Annotated in this window: 21 protein-coding genes; 16 read left to right on the top strand and 5 right to left on the bottom strand. The window is 34.6% G+C overall.

Annotated features, from left to right (window positions below; genetic code table 11):
* The first annotated feature begins 70 nt into the window (after nt 1-70).
* From M0D21_RS13640 to M0D21_RS13630, 3 genes are read left to right on the top strand one after another with little or no spacing between them, the layout of a single operon-like run.
* A complete protein-coding gene (locus M0D21_RS13640; protein WP_248330414.1) occupies nt 71-502 on the top strand; it encodes a deoxycytidylate deaminase in 432 nt (143 codons plus the stop codon).
* The gene (locus M0D21_RS13635) at nt 502-2,091 is read left to right on the top strand and encodes a S41 family peptidase (protein WP_248330412.1); all 1,590 of its coding nucleotides are present in this window, start codon (nt 502-504) and stop codon (nt 2,089-2,091) included. Before M0D21_RS13640 ends, M0D21_RS13635 begins: the two co-directional genes overlap by 1 nt.
* A gap of 9 nt (nt 2,092-2,100) precedes the next feature.
* Nucleotides 2,101-2,406, top strand: coding sequence for a hypothetical protein (locus M0D21_RS13630; protein WP_248330409.1), 306 nt, complete (start codon nt 2,101-2,103; stop codon nt 2,404-2,406).
* 15 nt (nt 2,407-2,421) lie between these two features.
* Here the strand turns inward: M0D21_RS13630 and M0D21_RS13625 are convergent, their stop codons facing one another.
* Nucleotides 2,422-2,622 carry a hypothetical protein gene (locus M0D21_RS13625; protein ID WP_248330407.1) on the bottom strand — a complete coding sequence of 67 codons (201 nt, stop codon included), beginning with the start codon at nt 2,620-2,622 and terminating at the stop codon, nt 2,422-2,424.
* Between the two features lie 33 nt (nt 2,623-2,655).
* Entirely contained in the window at nt 2,656-3,228 is a 573-nt protein-coding gene (locus M0D21_RS13620; RefSeq protein WP_248330405.1) for a MarC family protein, read from the bottom strand.
* A 148-nt stretch (nt 3,229-3,376) separates the two neighbouring features.
* On the opposite strand from M0D21_RS13620, the gene M0D21_RS13615 reads away from it, so the two are divergent.
* From M0D21_RS13615 to M0D21_RS13605, 3 genes are all read left to right on the top strand, one after another.
* On the top strand, nt 3,377-3,949 hold the full coding sequence (locus M0D21_RS13615) for a DUF3109 family protein (protein ID WP_248330403.1): 573 nt from the start codon (nt 3,377-3,379) through the stop codon (nt 3,947-3,949).
* Between the two features lie 179 nt (nt 3,950-4,128).
* Nucleotides 4,129-4,776 carry a hypothetical protein gene (locus M0D21_RS13610; protein WP_248330401.1) on the top strand — a complete coding sequence of 216 codons (648 nt, stop codon included), beginning with the start codon at nt 4,129-4,131 and terminating at the stop codon, nt 4,774-4,776.
* Between the two features lie 109 nt (nt 4,777-4,885).
* Complete coding sequence (locus M0D21_RS13605; protein ID WP_248330399.1) at nt 4,886-7,732, top strand: CHAT domain-containing protein; 2,847 nt, start codon at nt 4,886-4,888, stop codon at nt 7,730-7,732.
* A 3-nt stretch (nt 7,733-7,735) separates the two neighbouring features.
* On the opposite strand, the gene M0D21_RS13600 is transcribed toward M0D21_RS13605, so the two are convergent.
* On the bottom strand, nt 7,736-8,464 hold the full coding sequence (locus M0D21_RS13600; protein ID WP_248330397.1) for a tetratricopeptide repeat protein: 729 nt from the start codon (nt 8,462-8,464) through the stop codon (nt 7,736-7,738).
* A 1-nt stretch (nt 8,465) separates the two neighbouring features.
* On the bottom strand, nt 8,466-9,014 hold the full coding sequence (locus M0D21_RS13595) for an RNA polymerase sigma factor (protein WP_248330395.1): 549 nt from the start codon (nt 9,012-9,014) through the stop codon (nt 8,466-8,468).
* A gap of 107 nt (nt 9,015-9,121) precedes the next feature.
* Here M0D21_RS13595 and M0D21_RS13590 point away from each other — a divergent pair, with 107 nt between their 5' ends.
* The 9 genes from M0D21_RS13590 to dgt all read left to right on the top strand — a co-directional run bounded on the left by M0D21_RS13590 (nt 9,122) and on the right by dgt (nt 21,430).
* Nucleotides 9,122-10,237, top strand: coding sequence for a glutamate ligase domain-containing protein (locus M0D21_RS13590; RefSeq protein ID WP_248330393.1), 1,116 nt, complete (start codon nt 9,122-9,124; stop codon nt 10,235-10,237).
* Complete coding sequence (locus M0D21_RS13585) at nt 10,224-11,258, top strand: hypothetical protein (RefSeq protein WP_248330391.1); 1,035 nt, start codon at nt 10,224-10,226, stop codon at nt 11,256-11,258. The genes M0D21_RS13590 and M0D21_RS13585 overlap by 14 nt, the downstream gene beginning before the upstream one ends.
* A gap of 19 nt (nt 11,259-11,277) precedes the next feature.
* Nucleotides 11,278-12,351, top strand: a complete 1,074-nt coding sequence (locus M0D21_RS13580) for a tail fiber domain-containing protein (protein ID WP_248330389.1) — start codon at nt 11,278-11,280, stop codon at nt 12,349-12,351.
* An 11-nt stretch (nt 12,352-12,362) separates the two neighbouring features.
* Nucleotides 12,363-14,516, top strand: a complete 2,154-nt coding sequence (locus M0D21_RS13575) for a patatin-like phospholipase family protein (RefSeq protein ID WP_248330387.1) — start codon at nt 12,363-12,365, stop codon at nt 14,514-14,516.
* A gap of 413 nt (nt 14,517-14,929) precedes the next feature.
* A complete protein-coding gene (locus M0D21_RS13570; RefSeq protein ID WP_248330385.1) occupies nt 14,930-15,907 on the top strand; it encodes a ribonucleotide-diphosphate reductase subunit beta in 978 nt (325 codons plus the stop codon).
* A gap of 311 nt (nt 15,908-16,218) precedes the next feature.
* Nucleotides 16,219-18,681, top strand: coding sequence for a ribonucleoside-diphosphate reductase subunit alpha (locus tag M0D21_RS13565; protein WP_248330383.1), 2,463 nt, complete (start codon nt 16,219-16,221; stop codon nt 18,679-18,681).
* Nucleotides 18,682-18,822: 141 nt separating this feature from the next.
* Nucleotides 18,823-19,323 (top strand): zinc ribbon domain-containing protein, encoded by a 501-nt coding sequence (locus tag M0D21_RS13560; protein WP_248330381.1) that lies wholly within the window; start codon nt 18,823-18,825, stop codon nt 19,321-19,323.
* A 114-nt stretch (nt 19,324-19,437) separates the two neighbouring features.
* Nucleotides 19,438-20,079, top strand: coding sequence for a CPBP family intramembrane glutamic endopeptidase (locus M0D21_RS13555; protein ID WP_248330379.1), 642 nt, complete (start codon nt 19,438-19,440; stop codon nt 20,077-20,079).
* Between the two features lie 7 nt (nt 20,080-20,086).
* A complete protein-coding gene (dgt, locus tag M0D21_RS13550; protein WP_248330461.1) occupies nt 20,087-21,430 on the top strand; it encodes a dGTP triphosphohydrolase in 1,344 nt (447 codons plus the stop codon).
* Here dgt and M0D21_RS13545 read toward each other — a convergent pair whose 3' ends face one another.
* A complete protein-coding gene (locus M0D21_RS13545; RefSeq protein ID WP_248330377.1) occupies nt 21,431-23,197 on the bottom strand; it encodes a 1-deoxy-D-xylulose-5-phosphate synthase in 1,767 nt (588 codons plus the stop codon).
* 68 nt (nt 23,198-23,265) lie between these two features.
* Here M0D21_RS13545 and M0D21_RS13540 point away from each other — a divergent pair, with 68 nt between their 5' ends.
* Entirely contained in the window at nt 23,266-23,715 is a 450-nt protein-coding gene (locus M0D21_RS13540; RefSeq protein ID WP_248330375.1) for a nucleoside deaminase, read from the top strand.
* Nucleotides 23,716-23,784: the final 69 nt, after the last annotated feature.

The raw sequence follows: 23,784 nt of genomic DNA, 5'->3' as shown, positions 1-23,784 counted from the left end.
GTTGTATTTGCCACATTGTAATAATATATTCGTACTTTGATTGTTATGTTAATACGAGTCATTCTACCCTATGTCTAAAAAGAAACAACTAAAGTATGACAAAGCCTACTTACGAATAGCTAGAGAATGGGGGAAATTATCCCATTGTGAAAGGAAAAAAGTTGGTGCGGTTATTGTTAAGGATAGAATGATCATCTCCGATGGATTTAACGGAACACCAACGGGTTTCGAGAATCCATGCGAAGATGAAGAAGGATATACAAAGTGGTATGTATTGCATGCAGAAGCCAATGCAATTTTAAAAGTAGCATCTTCTACCCAATCTTGTAGAGGAGCTACGTTATACATTACATTATCACCATGTAAGGAATGTAGTAAGTTGATTCACCAGGCCGGTATAAAGCGGATCGTGTATCAAGTAGGGTATAAAGATAATTCCGGGCTTAAATTTTTGGAAAAAGCCGGAGTAGAAATAGAACAGATTACCGATTTAGAAGATTAATGGGATATTCAAAAAAATACTTGCCCTTGTTTTTGGGATTAGCAGTAGGAGCGGGAGTGTTTTTAGGTAGTAAATTAGATTTTAGCAACCCTTCTGCCAAGTTGTTCTCTTCTAATGCAAAAAAAGAGAAGCTTAACCGCCTGATAGATTACATCGATTATGAATATGTCGATGAGATCAATACCGATAGTATCGTAGAAGTAACTGTAAATAGCATTTTAGAAAATCTAGATCCTCATTCTGTATATATTCCGCCAGAAGAGTTGGAAGGTATTACCGAGAGTATGCAGGGAGATTTTATTGGAATTGGAGTGACCTATTATTCTTTCCGAGACACAATTTCGGTAATCAACACCATTAAAGGGGGACCTAGTGAAAAATCGGGAATTAAAGCAGGTGACAGAATTCTAATGGCAGATAATGATACGCTGTATGGAGAAAGCCTGCTTAGAGATAGGCTTGCAGATAAATTGAAAGGCGAACTTAATAGTCAGGTACAATTGAAAGTATTTCGTAAAGGTACCGGAGTATTTGATGTCATGGTAAAAAGAGGAAGAGTGCCACTACAAAGTGTTGATGCAGCTTATATGTTAACCGATGAGTTGGGTTATATTAAAATTAATCGATTTGCAGAAACTACCTTTAAAGAATTTAAGAGAGCCCTAGACTCTTTAAAGATAGAAGGTGCAGAAAACATGGTGGTTGATCTTAGAGATAATGGAGGGGGATTTATTGCTCCAGCTTTAAAAATGGCGGATGAGTTCCTTAAAGATGACGTGCTTATCATGTTTACCAAAAATAAAAAAGGAGCCATAGAAAATAATTTTGCAACCCATAGAGGAGATTTCGAAGAAGGAGGGATATATGTATTGTTGAATGAAAATTCTGCTTCTGCCAGCGAAATTTTTGCCGGAGCAATTCAAGATAATGACAGAGGAACAATAGTTGGACGACGTTCTTACGGAAAGGGACTTGTACAGAGAGAAATGGCTTTGGGAGATGGTAGCGCGGTTCGATTAACAATATCTCGATATTATACGCCAACGGGGAGATCGATTCAAAGACCATATGAAAATGGGAATAAAGAATATTTTAATGAATATTTGGAGCGATATAAGAATGGTGAAATGCTTAGTGCAGATAGTATTCAGGTGGCAGATTCCTTAAAATTTAAGACACCAGGGGGCAAAATAGTATATGGCGGTGGAGGTATTATCCCAGATATTTTTGTGGGTAAAGATACGACACGAGTGGGAGAGACGCTAAGTTATCTTTTGCGATCTGGCCGAATGGGGCGCTATGTTTTTGAAGAACTCGATAAAAAGCGCGAGTTCTACAATAATTTGTCTGAAGAAAAGTTTAAAGATGAGGTAGTCATTACAGATGATTTTGCAGAGGGCTTTATGAGATATGCAAGACGAATTGGGGTTGATATCGAATTGAAAAATTATCAAGAGCAGCTTAAAAAATATTTGAAGGCTACCATGGCACAACAGCTATTTGGTACTGATGTGTTTGAGAAAATAATAAATAAAGATGATGCAATGATTAACAAAGTATTATCGCTCTCTCAAAGCGAGGGTAATTAGTCCCATTATATGTCTATACTTGAAGAATATCTCATAGCAATAGGAATTTGCTCCCCACTCTTTTTCTTTATCATAGCAGTAGCATTTAGGTTGCTTGATAATAGTGCGTCTATTTTTTTAAAACACGATATTTTGGTAGATACCTCCTACGTGTCTGCCGATGTGATTAGAGAGCATATAGGAAGCTCTACAGACTTAAAGCTTAAAAAATCGCTTAAAAAAGCACTTATCTATAGGAAATTACACAATTTCTTTATGATTATGATGGTGATATCGGTGCCACCGGTTATTATTGCTTGTTTCTTTCTTTTCTAAAAAGCTTTAGTGCTATTACTTTCCTTTCTTTTTTTCTTGAATACGTCTAGAAATGAGTAAAATGAGCATAAGCACAATAGTACATGCGGAGGCAAAAACACCTACAAGAGCTGCCTTACTATCTTTACCGAATAAATCTTTAAAATCTAGGTGAATAGTATTGTAGGCCAATAATACCGAGGCAATTGCAATAAGAATGTATATAAAGTATTTCAAAGTATTTTAATTTAAATTTTTATAAAATTGTATTTAGAACAGGCCTTTTATATTGGTGGCAAATAATTTTACCGCAATAGCCAATAAAATAACCCCAAAAATCTTTCGAATCACATTAATACCTTGTTTTCCTAAAAATCTTTCGATTTTGCCAGAAGATTTAAGAACGATGTATACAAATATGATATTTACTATAATTGCGACAACTATGTTTTCGGGGTGGTATTCTGCTCTTAGCGAGAGAATAGAAGTCATGGTTCCTGCTCCAGCTATTAATGGAAATGCCAAAGGAACCACAGCAGCAGTTTCAGGTTCATCATCTCTATATAGTTGAATGCCCAGGATCATTTCTAGAGCCAAAAAGAAAATAATAAAGGCACCAGCCACGGCAAATGAATTTACATCAATACCAATAAGGTTTAATATGTTTTTACCAACAAATAGAAAAACGATCATTAAAATACCCGCTACAATAGAAGCTTTCTCACTTTGTATGTGACCAACTTTTTTACGAAGATCTATGATAATAGGTATACTGCCAATAATGTCTATTACAGCAAAAAGGATCATGCTAGCTGTTAAGATTTGTGTAAAATCAAAATTCATAGGTAGTTAGTGTTGCTAGTTATACAATAATGTCAATTTGTTGTGTGTTACTTTTTGTTAGCAAAAGTATGGCTATTTTTAGTAATAAAAGTAGCATAAAAAGATAAATAAACTTAAAAAAAATGCGCCAAACAATTATCTTAGCGCCATGTTTCAGTTAGGAAAAACCATCATTTCAGAAGATATTATAGAAAAAGATTTTGTGTGTAATCTTTCTGCTTGTAAAGGCGCATGTTGTATAGATGGGGAGGCTGGAGCTCCTTTAGAAGAGTCTGAAATTCAAAAGCTTGAAGAAGTTTATCCTATAGTCAAAGCTTTTTTACGTGAAGAAGGGGTTAAGGCAATAGAAAGACAAGGTCTATATATTAAAACTGAAAACGGAGAATTAGAAACTCCGCTTATTGATAAAGGAGCGGCTTGTGCTTACGTAATTTTTAATGAAAAAGGCACAGCTATGTGTGCAATTGAAGAGGCTTATAATCAAGGTCAAATAGATTGGAAAAAGCCAATTTCCTGCCACTTATATCCAATACGAATTCAGGAATATACCGAGTTTTCTGCAGTAAACTATCACAAATGGGAAATATGTGATGATGCCTGTACGCTAGGTAAAGAATTACAGGTTCCGGTCTACAAATTTGTAAAAGAAGCTCTCATACGCAAGTTTGGAGAAGATTGGTATATAGCCTTGGAAAAGGTAGCTGCTAACCTTAAGAAATAACTTTTCGATCAATTTTGTTATAAAGTAAAAAAGGGGTTTTGACCCCTTTATTTTGTTGTGGTATTGGCTGTATATTCGCCTGTCTTAGTTACAAATAAAAAAATAAGAGGGGATGTTTACTTTTTTGTAACCAAGGTACTAAAGGGAAAAGGGAATATTAATTAAAACAAATCACACAAATGAAAAATTATTTTTTTGCGGTTACTATTATTGTTACAATATTTTGGTCCTGTGATGAACCAGAAAACAAACTAGAAGAAGAATTCACCAAAACCAGTCAGCAAGAAAATTCGGGAGATTTCTTACTTGAGAATCTGTCATTAGAATGTCTTAAAAAGAGATTGAAAGAATGTGAAACAGCAGTGGCATATTTTGAAAACCATTCTGATGATAAGGACTATCCTGAAATGAGTGAAGATGAAGCCAAATTATGTGTAGAGACCGTAAGTGCTCTAATTGAGCGAGAGATGATTGATTTGGATAAACTAACAGGATATTCTAGAGTGTTAATTGATGCTCCACTTCCGGAAAGATGTCCAGAAGATGATAATCAAGGAAACTGTCCAAGAGATTTAAGTGACTTAAAAAGGTTATTTATTGCACAAGAAATAGAAGGAGATCATCTGGATATTGAGCTGGTTAATAGATATGGAGAGCCAGTGGGTGAATTTGGATCACCTGAAAGATTAGAAGATGGTTCCTTGTTCGTTCCGTTTTATAAATATGAGGAAATGGATTATTCAGGGCCTGTAAGTTTTGTAATTGAATCATTAGAAGAAGCTAATCAAGATAATTGTCCTCAATACTTTCAAAATAAGAGAAAATAGCCGTAGAATATTAACCAAATAAACGATAATAATTTGGTTAATGCCTTTAGGTTTAGATACAATAATATGGTGATTCGATAAGATTGTTAAAACACAACAACTATAACAAATGAAATACCTTGTTTGGGGTTTATTATTTTTTGGTTCTGTTCAATTGATTAGCGGTCAAGAACAAGAACATAATACGAGAAAAGAACTCGATGCCTTAGTAAAAAAAGGCATCGGGTTTTTGTATACAGAAAAAGATAGTTTAATCTATTATTTTGAAGCGGCTTTCCAAATAGCCCATAGGAACGATTACCTTACCGATAAATTAGATATTTTAACCTATTTGTCTTTTTGTAGTGATTATCACTATGACCTCAATAAGGTTTCCTGCTATTTAAAAAAAACAGATTCGATTTTAAAAAATGATCCAGCAGTATACACACTCCATACTAAGGGTAAATATAAGAATAGACTACTTTTTGATTATGCGTCATATCATTACAAAATAAAGGATACACAAACTTCTCTACGACAGTTTGAAGAACTTTTAAATAGGCTTGAGAATACAGAAGATACCATCGGGCATGATGATCGGTCAAAAATGATATATCTTATTCATGATTATATAGCTGGTAATTATGAATATGAAGAAAAGTATGAGCAAGCCAAATTGTATTACAATAAAAATCTGGAGATAGGCAATAAGAACAGACAAATAGCGACCGAAGTATCATTGTCCTCGTTGTATTTTAAAGAAAAAAAGTATGAGGAGTCGATTAAACTGGCGAAGAAAACCCTACAATATTATACTAATAGATATGAAAAAGAAAATCAAAAAAGATTTAAAAATACGATCATTTCTATTCAAAAAATTATAACTAAAAGTTATATAGCTCAAAAAAAACTAGACAGTGCATTGGGTGTATTAGAGCAAAGTAAAAAGTATTATCTTCAAAACGATCCTTTTCAAAGGACTTCGCATCAGTTTTATGGAGATATTTTCCTGCAAAAAAAAGAATATGCGAAAGCCGAAAAATTTTATAGGGAATATCTTACCCAAACACATCAATATTTTTACGGAGAGAAACATCAAGATCTAGCGCAAGCCTATGCAAACTTAGGAAACGTTTATGCGTCTAAAAAAGAGCCATTAGAAGCACTTAAAAGGTATCAAAAAGCACTCACCCAATTATCTTTAGAATTTAGCAACCAAGAAGATTTTAATAGTTTTCCCGAAGTAGATAAGGTTTTTTCAAAGCAAATGTTTGTAAAAGTATTGTCTTTGAAATTAAAAGCCCTAAATCTAGCTTACGTTAAGTATGATACTAAAGAATACTTAGAAATTGCCAACCGAACTTCATATCAGATAATAAAGGCAGTAGATGCAATGAAACCCGAATTTCAGAATCAGTTAGACAAAGAGTTCTTGGTTAATAACGTATTTCCCTCGTTCAATTTAATGATTAAAATTGCTTATGCATTATACGAAGAAGATCGGCAAGAATCCTATCTTAAAGATGCCTTTTATTTTTTTGAGAAAAGCAAGGGGATATATTTGCTTGAAGCAGTAAGAAAAACTCAAGCGCAAAAATTTGGATTGGTTCCCAATGAGATTGTTGTAAAGGAAAAAATTTATCAATCAACTCTTCATAACTTGGAAAAGGAGATATTTAGATCTCGAGATAGTTTATCTAAAAATACAAAGATAAAGGAGTTGTATGAAGAGCGAGATCGATATTACGATTTTATAGAAAAAATAGAAAAAAAGTATCCAAGTTATTATGATCTTAAATATAATTCTGAAGTAATATCGCTGGATAAAGCAAAAAAAGAGGTGATTACCAAGGATCAAGGCGCAATTAGTTATTTTGTTACTCCGGAAAATGTTTATACGATATCTATTACAAAAAAAGGTGCCTCTTTCGAGAAGTTTCCGATTGATAAAAGAAGAGAAGCCGTTATTAAACAGTGGTATAAAAATGTAACTTCTTTTAATTATCAAGATGTTGGTAGTAGTGCACAACTAGCAAAGATTATTTACGAGAGCTATGTAAAGGAGGCGATCCCTGCAGAAGTTTCATCGCTGCTTATTATTCCTGATAGATTTTTTCATTATATACCTTTTGGCGGGTTGTCAAAATCTAATCTTCCCGAAGATTATCTTATCAATGATTATGCTTTTTCATATGCCAATTCACTTACACTATATAGTGAGCAGCAGTTGAAGTATTCAAAAACTACGAAGATGGCAGTTTTTGCTCCTGTTTTTAAAGCAGGTAGTGCTAATGGACAATTACTTCATAATACTGATGAAGCTCAAAAAATCGTCGAATATTTTGATGGAAGGTTGTTTGTTGATAATCAGGCTTCTATTGAAAATTTTAAAGAAATTTCTGATCAATATAAAATTATTCATCTTGCCACTCACGGTTTTTTTAATGATACCAATCCAGACTATTCTTACCTTTCTTTTTCAAAAGGAGAAACCAGTGTAACACCAAGTGATAAGCTTTTTGTAAAGGATTTATATAGCTATCAAATTGATGCCGATATGGTAACATTAAGCGCATGTCAAACGGGTTTTGGTTCTTTAAAACAAGGAGAAGGCATGTTAAGTATGGAGAGAGGCTTCTTTTATGCTGGTGTTTCTTCATTAACTACAACCTTTTGGAAGGTTGATGATAAAACCACTGCAGTATTAATGAGGTATTATTATGACTCCCTTAAAAATGGGCTTTCAAAAGATCGAGCTATTGCGCAAGCTAAGCGCAAATACCTTCAAAATACCGAAGACCCTATTCTTAAAGATCCGTATTATTGGGCTGGATTTAAAGTGAGCGGATCGATAAAACCGATTAGTAGTTCAAACAAATCTTTACTGTATGGCTTCGTATTTTTTTTGGTTCTTGGAACAGCTACAGGAGTTTGGTTCTTTGCTAAGAAAAGAAAAACCAGAATTTATCTCTAATGTTTACAATGAGTCTAATAGTTCTTTTGCTTTCTTGTGATTGTATTTTTTTTCGGTGATAATTAGATTTAGATATGTTTTGGCTTCTTTTATATTATTCTTTCGCAAATAAGCTAGAGCAAGATACCAAACAGATTTTTCATTAAGTGTATCCTGAGTGGTTAAATGTTTTTCTAATAGAGGAATGGCGTCATCCATTTTATTGAGTTGCATTAAAGAATTGGCGGCATAAAACAAATAATAAGGTTCTTTGCTTGAACTAAAAAGTTGATTGAATAAGTGAGCTGCTGTATCATAATCTCCATTTTCATAGGCCTCAAAAGCAATGGTTTTCTGATCTTTTTCTTGTACACTTCTGGTTAATGGATGCACAACGTTTTTATAGGGTTGAAAATAATTGGCATACAATTCTTCTGAAGAAACAGCAGATGTTTGTAAAGAAAACCAAACAGCACTACCAATCAAAATTGCCAAAGAAGCGGCAACAAGCCAGAATTTACTTTTGTTTTTTGCTTTTGAAGAAGAGTTATTGGTTATTTCTTCTTCATATTGATTAAAAAGAGATTTTATATTGGCTTTTTCTTCCGCTTTTAGTACTTTTTGTGCATCTTCTTGAAAAAGAACTTCTTGTTCAAAACTAGTGTCTTCTTTTCGGTATTGTTCAAAAAGTTTCAGTTCTTCCTGGGTTAAAGAACCTTCAAAATATTTTATGATCAGCGTCTCTTTTTCCATATTAATTCTGGGAAATTAATTGTTTTAGGGATTTTAAACATCTGGATTTTTGACTTTTAACAACGTTTTTATTCTCATATTGTTCGGCAATCATGATTTCCTCAATGGTATATCCTTGGCTATAAAACATGGTTAGCACTTTCTTGCATTGGGCGCTTATTTTTGCCAAGGCACTTCGCAATAATTGTTGTCTGTGATTTAGTGTGTCTTCACTATCAAAAGTAAACTCCTCAAAATTAATATTTTCAAAAGTTTGTTGATCTTCAACAACTATCATCTTTTGCGAAGCTTTTAGCTTTTTGTAAATCATAAACTTCCCTATACCAAATAGATATGTTTTGATACTACTGGTTTCTCCTTTTATTTTTCCTTCGATCGCATTTTCTCTTAACGCAATGATTACATCTTGATATACATCTACAATATCTTCTGCAGGAAGATCGTAGCGTTTTGCAAAATTCATAAAAACATCTCGATGCTCTTGATAAATCTCTTTCAACATTTTGGGATCTCCCTTTTTTAAAAGGGTTAATGTTTGCGCTTTAATCATTAATACAAATGGAAATGATAAGGGTTAACAAAAAACTAAGATAAGAATTTTACTTCCATTGTTAACCTTTTCATTCTAGATGATACTAAAGTCCAAAACAACTAAAAATGGTTATTGGAGTAACAGGTACCAACGGAAAAACATCTACACTATTTTTTTTAGAACAGTTCTATCAAAATAGTAGTCGAGATATCTATACTTATGGCACCAGAGGGTTTTATAAAAATCAGAATCTTTTGCGTTCACTTGTTGAGAATGATCCTTTAGAGGTATTAATTGAAGATGCAATTATAGAATCTCCAAACTCAGATTTTTATTTTGAGGCTCATAGTCCGTTGCTCAAAAATGGTGTATATGATGAAATAGGTTTAGATGTTGCAGTTCTTACACAAATATCGAAATATGAACACTGTGATTATCATGACAGCTATCAGGACTATAAAGAAACCAAGTTAAAAATGTTTGGTGAGCACCTTATTCCAAAAGGTGTAGCTATTGTTCCTTATAAGTACTTGACTGAAGTCAAAAAATATACAAATAATACAATACTGACTTTTGGAGTAGAACCTGATGCCGATTGCACCTATATAATCGAGGAGAATAACAAAGGAGGTGTTTGTTTTACGCTGCAATTTCAAAATCAGGTGTTTTCAGGAATTCAATTAAGTTCTTCGGTATTTATTCCCAGTTTTTGCGCTGCATTTCTATGTGCAATAGTTTCAAACTGCCCTGTTGAGTTTATGTTAGAAAATGAAAAGAGGTTTTTACTTCCAGAAGGGAGATACCAACTTATAAAGAAATGGGATAAGGAAGTTGTAGTTGATTTTGCCCATAATCCTGGTGGGATGCTACAGTTACTTCGTGATATTCAAAACAAATCGTATACCGAGGTTTGGACGATTTTTGGTTGTGGAGGAGATCGGTCAAAAACCAAGCGCCCGATTATGGGTAAAATAGCTAAGCGCTACAGTGATAAAGTGATCCTCACTCAAGATAATTCACGTAATGAGATTACTGCTAATATTCTTTCCGAAATAGCAGGTGACGAGACACAAATAATCAAAGTACCACAGCGAGGAAAAGCCATACAGTATGCAGTTCAAAAAGCTCCCAAAGGAGCGATTATAGCAGTACTGGGTATGGGAGATACTCCATATCTCTACAAAGAAGAACTGGTAAGTGATATTCAACTAATTAAAAATATGCAACATGAAAACGCATAAGTCTTTAAGAGGTCTATTTTCTGATTTTTATGGTCAAACTTCTTTGGCTTTAAAAGAGAAATTAAATCCTTTTTACCAAAATAGAGGCGATATCTCGCTACAAAGATGGCTTACAGCTTGTCAAGCACCACGTAAACTAACTAAAAGCGCAGAGTTTCCCGCCAAAATTGAACCCGAATGGGGTGATAATAGTCAAGGCGTGGCACAAGATGGTTCGTACTGGTTTTTTACAAATCGTCACAACCTTTTTAAAATACCAATGAAAACCAGAATCACTACCGAAACCAAAAAAACTAAGAATGCCGGAATTCCATCTTCGCTTTTTCGAGAAGGAAACGGGTATGATCATATGGGTGATATCGATATCTATCTAAATAAAGTTTTTGTTCCTCTTGAAGGAGAACGCCCTCCAAAAGTAGGAGTATATGATAGTCAAACTCTTCAATGGCTGTATGGTCATGATATCATAAATAAAGATCAAAATGGATTCCCCTGGTGTGCGATTGATCCAAAAACGAAGAGATTGTTTACCAGCAATTTTGATTTTGATTCAACACAGGGATTGTTTGTATATCAATTAGAAGTAAAAGGAAATGATATTACAGGAGCAGTTTTGCTAGAGACCTTTCCTCTTTACAACACAGCATTTCAAAACTTCAAATTAAAACGAATTCAGGGAGGGTGTTTTAGTCCTAATGGTCAGCTCTATTTGTTAAGTGACAGTAGAGATGAAGATGCGGGGATCTATGGTTTTGATATGTATACTGGTAGGCAGTTTGTTTACAAGAAAATTCAAAAAAGGACAAACTATATCCCTTGGTTGGGAGATCCCATTTTTGAAGGTGATGAACTCGAAGGGATCACCTATTGTAATCTTTCCTCAGGGCAGAACCCAATTGCTCAAACCCCCGGAATAAATGGAAAAATACATGTCACTATGGTCGATAAGGATCTGGGTACAGATAATTTTTATTTCAAGCATTTTGATGCTTCAGACAGTACAAAATCAAATTTTATATAAATCTTAAATACAAGCGAAAATGAAAAAAGCAGACGTAATTTTAACAGACAAAGAAGTACACATCGAAGGAGATCTTCGTATCAAAAATGGCGAGGATATCTTTATTGAGGATACCAAAGGACAAATTGTAACACGATTGTCGAGAGGTACTTTTCATTTAGGTAATTCTAGTACTTCAAGTCACATAAGTGTTAAGGGTAAAAATGGTAGTACAACTGTTACCGATAGTTATGTGAGAGCCAAAAGATTAAATGCTAGTAATGTGACTAGTGTAGAAGGGCAAATCAAAGATCTCAAAATTTTTGGTTGGCAAAATGAAGAAATCATTCCGGGTAAAATTGTTTTTAAAGGAAAATCAAATAAAGACCTTCTTATTATCGACCCGGTAAATCAAGATATAGTTTTTCAAGACGGTTCTACATTAAAAGGGTTGCTTGGTCAGGCTGGGAACTCTTCGAATAGTGGAGCTTCTAGTGGGCAAAACACTTCGCAAAATGGCCAGTTGAAAGTAGAAAGTATCCAATATGAAAATGGGAATTCTCCTGCTCAGTATTTGTTTGAAGGAGGTACATCAAATGCTGATAAAATGGTGCTAGCACATTCTAAACGATTTAAAAATTGGGGATTACGCTACAAGGATAGTAACGATAGTTTTCATTTTGATAACGGTGGAAAAGCAGTAATGAGTGTTTTGTTAGCAGGCAAAAGGGTGGGTATAGGAGTAGAAAATCCAACTCACGATTTGCAGGTGAATGGCTCGGTCGCAGGAACACAGGCATATAAGACATTGTCAGATGGAACTTTTAAACAAAACGTGGAAACCATCAGAAATCCTTTGGCAGCTATTGAGGCACTAAACGGAGTTACCTATGATTGGAATGCAAAGGCAAAACAAACCAAAAATGTAGAAGACAAAAAGCAATATGGTTTTGTGGCTCAAGAGGTAGAAAAGGTAATACCAGAACTCGCTTTTACAGATGCAAAAGGAGAAAAAAGCCTCAATTATCAGGGGCTATTGCCCATCCTGGTTGAGGCGATCAAAGAACAACAGCAAATGATCAGTCGTCTAGAATCTAAAATAGCGAAAGCATAAAATTGTAATATATGGAATTTATTAAAGCATTAGGCGGCAAGCTCGTGGAGGGAGCAATTGGGTTGTATACCACCGGACATGAAATTGTAGGTAAATTAGGAACTTATGTAGATAATTCTGTTCGTTTTTTTGGAAACTTAATAGGACCAAAAACCAATGTGGTAATCTATCCTACAAATTCGAAATTTAATTTTCCTGAACTTACCGAGGCAGGAGTTTATAATCGTCCAAATATTGGACTTGCTTTTAGTGGAGGTGGGACCAGGTCAGCCTCCTTGTCCTTGGGGTATTTGCAAGCAATTCATAAAATGAACTTGCAATCAAAAATACGATATACGGGATCTATTTCTGGAGGAAGTTGGGCCATGGTACCTTACACTTATTTACCAAAAAGAATAAAAGATACAGATTTTTTAGGTACATATACTCCACCCGAAAATATAACCGCTAGAAGTATAGATACAATTCATGCCAGATCACAAATTTTTGCACATTCTATCGCAAATTCTAGACTGAACCATAGATTGTTAGAGCAATATTCTAAGTTTTTTTCTGGCGCAGATATCGATGAAACCTTCGGTAATATTATTGGAGATGTATTTTTAAAGAAATTGGGATTAGATAAGAACAGACACACTACCTGGAAAGCGTTAGATATTACACGCATGACAAGAAGGAATAATCATTTGAATCAACATGATTTTTATACTGTAGAAAAGGAAAGGCCTTATATGTGTGTGAATGGAGCCTTAAATCAGGATTATGTCAAAATAACCAATGAAGGAATATTGCCAGTTATAAAAGACAATCATTCTGCTTGGGAGCATGTTGACTTTACACCAAAATACAGTGGAATTCACCGTCGACATAGAGGGAGCTTTAATTTTACCATTGGTGGAGGGTACCTTCAAAATATTGGCTGGGATACTTATAGAAATCCTGTAGATTTTAAACCTAATGATGCATTGGTAGAGACAAATATTGAAAATGATCATCGGCGTTTGAGTTTAAAGGATATTATGGGAGTTTCTGGAGCCGCACCTGGTTATATTTCTCATCTGGTACATCAATATTCTATGAATATACTAGGAGGTTTACAGATATTTCCAAAATTCAAAACCTGGCCTGTAACTCCTTTTGATCCGGCACTGACCGTTGATAGAGCTTTTGGTGATGGTGGGTATACAGATAATTATGGAATCATACCGCTTTTAAAAAGAAGAGTACGATCTATGGTGATTTTTATCAATACCGATACACCTATGAAAAAGGATTCAAGATTTCCTTTTGGCTTAAGCGCAGATAGTTTTTTATTACAACTGTTTGGGCATGACGTATCAAAAATCACTAACGGAGAAGGAGATATAACATCACCATCTAATTTTTTGGGCAAAAGAGGAATTGGAAAAGTTTTTGACCAAAGAACTTATAAAGCTACCATACAGGGATTACATAAAACGCATCTTTTGTCGAATAGAGAATACAAAGGATCCCAAATTCCTGATGAAGTTTCTACAGAAAATATTAAAGATTTCGATTTAGAAGGAATTACATATGCAGATAAAGAGTTTTTGGGTCTTATTCCGGGGGTAACGTATCACGAACAGGAGTATCAGGTATTGAACAATGCTTTTTATGGAATAAGAGGAGGGTTTAAAACCAGGATCTTGTGGGTATATAATGACCGTTCTAAAGTTTATGAAAATGCATTGAAAACTGAAGTTAAAAGGAAGCTGGCGCATAATTTTCCATTTATATCAACATTTCTGCAAAATTTCCATTCACCCAATTTTGATAAACGACCATGGGATGAAAAGGTAGAGACACCACAACAATTTTTTGATAGAATCTTCAAAGAGATATTCAAAACTTTAGATAGTGTTGAGGCAATAGATCTAAAAAATAGCGAAGTTAACTCTCTTTCAAACATTGCTGCCTGGCGATTATTAAGGTTGCAAAAAAAAGTAAAAGAGGTTGTAGATACCGCTACAAATGTAAGTTTACAAGAGGTGACCTCGGTTATAAAACCTAGGCGTGAATCATTGAGAATACTAAAATCAGATGTTGTAGGTCAAGCGCGAGGAAAGAGAGTGAGGTTACACAATAATATGTCTAAACTTCGCTCGATTGGAGAAGTGACAAAGCAAATAGCTGTTAGGTATTAGTGAGTGACCCAAAACGAGATATAGTACTTTAATTTTTATAAAAAGCAAGCTGTTAAGCTTGCTTTTTTTGTTAAATTTTTCGGTTAAATGCCGCTACGGTTATCCCGTAATTTGATCATTTTTAAATGTTAATTTTTTTAGAGCTAAAACCTGTGAATAAGTGTGAAATCAGTACTTCCCGAGGTTGCTAACAGTGTTGTTGATATCTTTTGAGTTTAATATTAACTATTTGATAAACAGGTTATTACGAATTGTTTTTGTTTTAAGCTTAGACGAATGTGAAATTTACTCGTGTTGAAAACTTTGTTGAAAACGTTTGTTAACTTTTAGTAGAACTTTTACCCTATTTTTTGATCTTTGTAAGACCCTTTAAAAACAAAAAAAGTCGTCAAGAACAGCTAAAAAAAATTGAGATGAGTGTAGTAGAACCAATTTTGCAAGAAAATAAAGATCGATTCGTAATTTTTCCTATTCAACACCATGATATATGGGAGTGGTATAAAAAATCGGAGGCTAGTTTTTGGACTGCTGAAGAGATAGATTTACATCAGGATATTACAGATTGGAATTCAAAGCTTACTGACGACGAGCGTTATTTTATCAAACATATATTAGCATTTTTTGCTGCATCTGATGGTATCGTAAATGAAAATCTGGCTGAAAACTTTGTGAATGAAGTACAATATAGTGAAGCTAAGTTTTTCTATGGATTTCAAATCATGATGGAGAATATCCATTCTGAAACGTATTCATTACTTATAGATACTTATGTGAAAGATGAAAAAGAAAAAGATGTATTATTTAATGCAATAGAAAACTTTCCAGCGATAAAGAAAAAAGCCGATTGGGCATTAAAATGGATAGAATCTGATTCTTTTGCAGAGCGATTAATTGCTTTTGCTGCTGTTGAAGGAATATTCTTTTCAGGAGCATTTTGTTCTATATTCTGGTTAAAGAAACGAGGATTAATGCCAGGTCTTACATTCTCTAATGAGCTTATTTCTAGAGATGAAGGGGTACACTGTGATTTTGCTGTACATCTACATAATAAACATTTGGTAAATAAAGTGCCAAAAGATAGAATTCGTGAAATCATCGTTGATGCGCTAAACATTGAAAGAGAATTTATCACAGAATCTCTTCCTGTAAGTTTAATAGGAATGAATTCAAAACTGATGACTCAGTATTTAGAATTCGTAACCGATAGATTATTGGTAGAATTAGAATGTGAAAAAGAATATGGTACAGCCAATCCTTTTGATTTTATGGATATGATTTCGTTGCAAGGAAAAACAAACTTCTTCGAAAAACGAGTTTCAGAATATCAAAAAGCAGGAGTGCTTAATAAAGATACCGAAGACAATAAAATAAGTTTTGATGCCGATTTTTAATCTTTAAAAATCCTTCAGAATTATAATATATTCATTCTGAGCTAGTCAAAAACGTTTCTTCTGTTTAATTCAGATTAGCTCAGTTTGATAATGTTCTGTAAAAGAACTATTACAAATAGAATAAGGGACGAAAGTCAATTTTAGAGATCAGTTAATAAGCTCTAATCATTGTTGAGAAGAGCAGGTGGGTTTAACACCTTGATTTGGGGGAATTAAGGTGCTAAAGTTTTGATTTTCAACTCGGAATATAATAACACAAATTAACATCAATTTCTTCTGCGGAAGGAAGTTTTAAAAAACCAAAAGATAGTATGTATGTAGTAAAAAGAGATGGGCGTAAGGAACCAATCATGTTTGATAAAATTACCGCGAGGGTAAGAAAATTATGTTATGGACTCAACTCACTGGTTGACCCTGTAAAAGTGGCAATGAGGGTGATAGAAGGATTATATGATGGGGTAACTACTAGTGAATTAGATAATCTGGCAGCCGAAATAGCAGCTACCATGACGATAACTCACCCCGATTATGCCAAACTTGCTGCACGTATTTCTGTCTCTAACTTACACAAAAACACCAAAAAGACATTCTCTGAGGTGGTAACAGATCTGTACGAGTATGTGAATCCAAGAACAGGAAAAGAAGCGCCATTAATCTCTGATGAGGTATATGATGTGATTATGGCAAATAAAGAAAAGTTAGATTCTACAATTATTTATAATCGTGACTTTGGCTATGATTATTTTGGTTTTAAAACACTAGAACGTTCTTACTTACTTAAAATTAACGGTAAAATAGCAGAGCGTCCTCAGCATATGTTGATGAGAGTTTCTATTGGTATTCATATCAATGATTTAGATGCGGCCATAGAGACTTATGAATTGATGTCTAAAAAATACTTCACGCACGCTACACCAACACTATTTAATTCGGGAACACCAAAACCACAGATGTCTTCTTGTTTCTTGTTAACCATGAAAGAAGATAGTATCGATGGTATTTATGATACGTTAAAACAAACGGCAAAGATTTCGCAATCTGCGGGAGGAATAGGATTGTCTATTCATAATGTTCGAGCAACGGGATCATATATAGCTGGAACGAATGGTACTTCAAACGGAATTGTTCCTATGCTAAGAGTGTATAATGATACTGCGCGTTATGTAGATCAAGGAGGAGGAAAACGAAAAGGATCGTTTGCAATTTATGTAGAGCCATGGCATGCCGATATTTTCGATTTCTTAGATCTGAAAAAGAATCATGGTAAAGAAGAAATGCGTGCTCGTGATTTGTTCTATGCAATGTGGATTCCAGATTTGTTTATGAAGCGTGTGCAGGATGATGCTGAATGGACATTAATGTGTCCGAATGAGTGTCCTGGATTATTCGATATGCATAGTGATGAGTTTGAAGAGACATATATCCGTTATGAGCAGGAAGGAAAAGGTAGGAGAAAAATAAAGGCTCGTGAACTTTGGGAGAAAATTTTAGAATCTCAAATCGAAACCGGTACGCCGTATATGTTATATAAAGATGCTGCTAACCGTAAGTCGAATCAGCAAAACTTGGGAACAATTCGTTCTTCTAACCTTTGTACAGAGATTTTAGAGTATACAAGTGAAGATGAGGTAGCGGTATGTAATCTTGCTTCTATTGCATTGCCAATGTTTGTGAAAAATGGAGCTTTTGATCATAAAGAACTGTTTAGAATTACAAAACGAGTAACCAAAAACTTAAACAGAGTAATAGATCGTAATTACTACCCCGTAAAAGAGGCAGAAAATTCTAATATGCGTCACCGTCCTGTTGGTTTAGGAGTGCAAGGTTTGGCAGATACATTCATACAGTTACGTTTACCATTTACTAGCGATGAAGCAAAAAAATTAAATCAGGAGATTTTTGAAACCTTGTACTATGCTGCTGTAACAGCTTCTATGGAAGAAGCAAAAGCAGACGGGCCATACCAAACATATGAAGGATCTCCAATTTCTAAAGGAGAGTTCCAGCATAACCTTTGGGGAATCAAAGATGAAGAACTAAGTGGTCGTTGGGACTGGGGAAAACTACGTAAGCAAGTATTAAAAAATGGTGTGCGTAATTCGTTATTGGTAGCGCCAATGCCAACAGCATCGACTTCTCAAATTTTAGGAAATAATGAGGCGTTTGAACCATATACTAGTAACATCTATACCAGACGAGTATTGTCAGGAGAGTTTATCGTAGTAAATAAGCATCTGTTAGAGGATTTGGTGAAGTTGGGATTATGGAATGACGATCTTAAAGATGCGATTATGAGAGCGAATGGATCTATTCAAAATATAGATATTATTCCTCAAGATCTTAAAGAGTTATATAAAACAGTTTGGGAAATGAGTATGAAAGATATTATCGATATGTCTCGTCACAGAGGATACTTTATCGATCAGTCTCAATCTCTTAACTTGTTTATGGAAGGAGCTACTATGGCGAAACTTACCTCAATGCATTTCTATGCTTGGAAGAGTGGTTTAAAAACAGGAATGTACTACTTAAGAACGAAGTCTGCGGTAGATGCGATTAAGTTTACGCTTAAAAATGATAAGAAAGAGGCGCCACAGGCAGAAAAAGTGGCTGTTGCTGCGGCTCAAGTAATGGAAGCGCAAGCAACAAAAGAGCAACCAGAGCAACAACCGGTTTCTCCAGAAGGAACTTCACTGTCGCCAGACGAGCTTAGGGCACTTATTGCTCAAGCAAAGGAAGGTGAAGGAGATGATTGTTTAATGTGTGGGTCTTAGGACCTAGATTTATATAGGGCAAAAGGGAAGTATTCGAAAGATGCTTCCCTTTTTTGTTAAATCGTTTTTAACATTTTATTTGTAAGAGTTTTTTTCTACTTTTGTCGTCCTACCCTACATTTTGTAAATCTATTTTTATTTATGGAAGACCTTATCCAAAGGGAAACATTGTGTTCACAATGTAATACACCTATTAATGGAAAAACCAAGTTTTGTGCAAATTGTGGATATCCTGAAAATGGGACAGAAAAAGAACAATCTGTATATCACGCCAATAAGGTGATGAAAAAAAATCAAGTAAAAGAAGATCAAAATAGGATTAAATCGGGAAGAAATACACTTTATTGGATAGCCGGAATTTCCTTCTTTTTTGGTTTGATAACATTTTTGTTGAATGATGATTCTACGACATTCATTGTTCAAATTATCTTAGCGATAATATATTTGATCTTAGCGTATTGGTCCCAGAAAAAGCCATTTGCGGCTTTATTATCTGCATTACTATTATATGTTTTGTTAATAGCAGCAGATGTCGTAGTTGAGCCAGCATCTATTTTTAGAGGGATTATAGTTAAGATTATCATTATTAGTTTTTTAATTAAAGGTGTGAATTCAGCTTTACAAAACTCTAAGAAAGAATAATAAAATTGTATGTTGTGTTCGTCTTGTAAACTGGAAATTGAAGAAAGGGCAAATTTTTGCCCTCATTGTGGGGTTTCGGTGGGAAAAAAGGAAGGATCTGTAGCAAAACAAGATATGAATCTTATTATTACTTTCTATTTGGTAGAAATTGTTTTTCTAGTCATTGCATACTTAGTTTATCGACAAGAAGTCTCTTTAACAATAGATATCATTATTGAAAGTATATCTGCAATCATAGTTTTGGGTTTTGTTTCGTTAGACTTTAAAAATGTAATAAGGTTATATCGCTTCCCTAAAATAAACCCTTTACTTTATTTGGGTGCTATAATTATTCCAATTTTCACAGGTGTGATAGTGTATTATGGAATTGAACTTGTGAATTCAGAATTGTTTTTTGAAAACTATAATATGTATGCAGATTATGCATTATATCCCAATTCTCTATTTTGGGCATTTTTATTCGTAACTATTACACCTCCTATTTTTGAGGAGTTAGCGTATAGAGGCTTTTTATTTAACCAGTTACAAAAGGTAACTAGTACTAAAATAACTATTATTCTTACTGCCTTTATTTTTGCGTTGGTTCATTTTTCGATAATTTCACTCTTGTGGATATTTCCTTTTGGATTGTTATTGGGGTATTTACGTCATAAATATGATACGCTTTGGTTAGGTATTATAATTCATTTCATACATAATTTGATAGTGTTATCTTTGGACTATTATTACTTTGATACTACATTGTTAGAATTATAATTTTATGATGAATTGGGAACAGCTTCTATCACTAAAACGATACGGAGATAAAACAAAAAGATTACGCAAGGAACAGGATGAAACCCGCCTTGGTTTTGAGGTAGATTATGATCGCATTATTTTCTCTTCGGCTTTTAGAAGTCTACAGGATAAGACTCAGGTTATTCCATTATCTAAAACTAGTTTTGTGCATACTCGGCTAACTCATAGTTTAGAAGTGTCTGTAGTTGGAAGATCACTAGGGCGTGTGGTAGGTAAAAAAGTATTAGAAAAGCATCCTCATCTGGCTACAATTCATGGGTATCGGTTTAATGATTTTGGTGCGATAGTGGCAGCAGCAGCTTTAGCGCACGATATCGGGAATCCTCCTTTTGGGCATTCTGGAGAAAAAGCGATAGGAGAATACTTCAAAACAGGAAGTGGTATTCGTTACAAAAGCCTGTTGACTCCTAAGCAGTATCAGGATTTGATCGATTTTGAAGGAAATGCAAACGGATTTAAAATCTTAACCGAATCGAGAGAAGGGGTAGAAGGAGGTTTAAGATTATCATATGCTACTCTTGGGGCTTTTATGAAGTACCCCAAAGAATCATTACCCAAAAAGCCTACATCGCATATCGCACACAAAAAATATGGGTTTTTTCAGAATGAAAAAGCATTTTTTAAAGATGTGGCAGAGGAAATGGGATTGTTGCCGCATACAATTGGAGGAGAGGTTACGTATAGTCGCCACCCACTTACATTTTTAGTAGAAGCAGCAGATGATATTTGTTATACCATCATCGATTTTGAAGATGGTATCAATTTAGGCTTGATAGATGAAGAATATGCACTAGAATATTTAATAAAATTAGTAAAAGATACGATCAATATTTCTAAATATAATCAGCTTACGACTACAGCAGATCGATTGAGTTATCTAAGATCATTAGCTATAAATACCTTAATACAAGAAGCAGCAAGTATTTTTATTGATAATGAAGAAGGTATTCTTTCAGGAACTTTTGAAGCAGCTTTAATCGATAAGAGTAAGTATGATGCGCAGGTAAGTGATATTATTAAAATTAGTATCGATAAAATTTACCAAAGTCAGGAAGTAACGGAAAAAGAAATTGCCGGTTATGAGATTCTTGCAACTCTTTTAGATCGATATTGTGTGGCTGCAGATAATTTTAATGCAGGTACTGCGTCTAATTATGATAAACTTATTCTACGAGCCGAAGGCACATATTTTGATTATGAGAGTGATGACCTATACACTAGATTGATCGGTATTTGTAAATATGTGGCCAGTTTAACCGATGGAAACGCACTCTTAAAGTTCCAAAAAATAAGAGGTTTACAGGTATAATTATAGGTGATCAAGGATTGTTTTTTTGATTTTGTCAGAAGAAATTCCGCAGAGGTCATGTAGTTCTTCGGTAGTACCATGGTGTATAAACTCATCGGGGACACCTAGTGTAATTATTTTTGTGTTGAAAGAGTATTGGTTGGCAAATGAAGTAACAACATTTCCAAAACCACCAGTAATCACACCATCTTCTACTGTTATAACGGTATGGTGTTTTTTTAAAACTTCAGATAGCATCTTTGTGTCCAGTGGTTTTATAAAACCGAAATGGTAGTGGCTTATTTTTTGTGTTGTGTCTTGTATAGCACGAGATACATTGTGTGCGATTGTTCCTGTTGAGATTACGGCGATATCATTCCCTTGGTTGAGTGTTTTTCCTTTACCGATTTCAAGTTTTTGAAAAGGTTGTTTCCAATCTAGAATATGACCTCTTCCTCTTGGGTAGCGAATAGCAATCGGGTTTTCTATTCCCAATGAAATGGTATATAGTAGATTACGAAGTTCAATTTCATCACCAGGAGCAGCAACAGTCATATTGGGAATACAATTAAGGTAGGCAATGTCAAATACACCGTGATGGGTTGCTCCATCTGCTCCAACAATACCCGCTCTATCGATGCAAAATACTACTGGTAAATTTTGTAAAGCTACATCATGAATTACCTGATCATAAGCCCGTTGTAAAAAGGTGGAATAAATTGCACAAAAAGGGATCATGCCTTGTGTAGCCATTCCTGCTGCAAGAGTTACGGCATGTTGCTCTGCTATACCTACATCAAAAGCTCGATCGGGAAATTCCTTCATCATGTATTTTAATGAACTTCCTGTCGGCATTGCAGGTGTGATACCAACAATTTTTTCGTTTTGATGTGCTAACTCCAAAATCGTATAGCCAAACACATCTTGAAACTTTGGAGGTAAATTTGTTTGATCTTTAGGAATAAGGTTGCCGGTGGCAGCATCAAATTTTCCCGGGGCATGATACTTGACCTGGTTCTCTTCGGCTTGCTTTAATCCTTTTCCTTTTGTGGTTATAATATGTAAAAGCTTTGGGCCATCTATATGTTTTAATTGCTCTAGAGTTTCAATCAATTTTGGTAAATCATGCCCATCTAAAGGACCGAAATACTCAAAATTCAAAGATTCTATGATATTATTTTTTCTGGGTTTAACGCCAATTTGAGCTTTGGTAAGATATTCTTTTAGCGCTCCAACACTGGGGTCTATTCCTATGGCATTATCATTCAAAATTACTAGCATGTTGGTGTCTGAAACACCAGCATGATTTAATCCTTCAAACGCCATTCCACTAGCTATAGAAGCGTCTCCGATAACCGCAATATGTTGTTTTGTTTTGTTTCCTTTCAGTTTTGACGCTATTGCCATTCCTAGAACCGCAGAAATCGAAGTAGATGAATGGCCAACACCAAAAGTATCATATTCACTTTCACTTCGTTTGGGAAAGCCACTTATTCCCCCGAGCTGCCTATTTGTATGAAAAATCTCTCTTCTTCCGGTCAGAATTTTATGAGGATAGGCTTGGTGTCCAACATCCCAAACCAATAAATCATCTGGAGTATTAAAAACATAATGAAGTGCAATAGTTAGCTCGATTACGCCTAAACTTGCTCCAAGGTGTCCTTCTTTGGTAGCTACAATATTGATGACAAAATCACGAAGTTGTTTGGCTATTGTGGGCAAATCATGTTCAGATAATTTTCGTAAATCTGATGGGTAATGAATATTGGAAAGCAATGATTTTGTCATGTAGCAAAAGTAATGTTTTGTCTACAATACGAATAATTTTGGTTAGTTTTACTACTAAAATATTTGCGATGCTTGACCCGTTTGATGATACCTATTTTATGAAGAAAGCCCTTCAGGAGGCAGAAACAGCTTTTGAGAAAGATGAAGTTCCTGTTGGTGCTGTGATAGTAGTGGCTAATAGAATCATTGCTAGAGCTCATAATTTGACAGAGTTACTAAACGACGTAACTGCTCACGCTGAAATGCAAGCCATTACTGCGGCTTCAAATTATTTAGGAGGGAAATATTTAAATGAATGTACGTTGTACGTTACCTTAGAGCCTTGCCAGATGTGTGCGGGAGCTTTGTATTGGAGTCAAATAGGGCGTATCGTTTATGGAGCTACCGATGAAAAACGTGGTTGCACTGCTATGGGGACAAAATTGCACCCTAAAACTAAAATCGAAGGCGGTATTTTGCAAGAGGAATGTGGGCAATTGCTAAAACGCTTTTTTATTGAAAAAAGAAACTTAAACTAGCTGCTTTCAAACTTTCTTCGAGACGTATCTTATTAATTTTTGCAACTAAAAAAGTATAGTTAAGTCCTT

Source organism: Aquimarina acroporae (assembly GCF_023195925.1).
Lineage (GTDB): Bacteria > Bacteroidota > Bacteroidia > Flavobacteriales > Flavobacteriaceae > Aquimarina > Aquimarina acroporae.
This window is presented reverse-complemented; position numbering and strand designations above follow the sequence as displayed.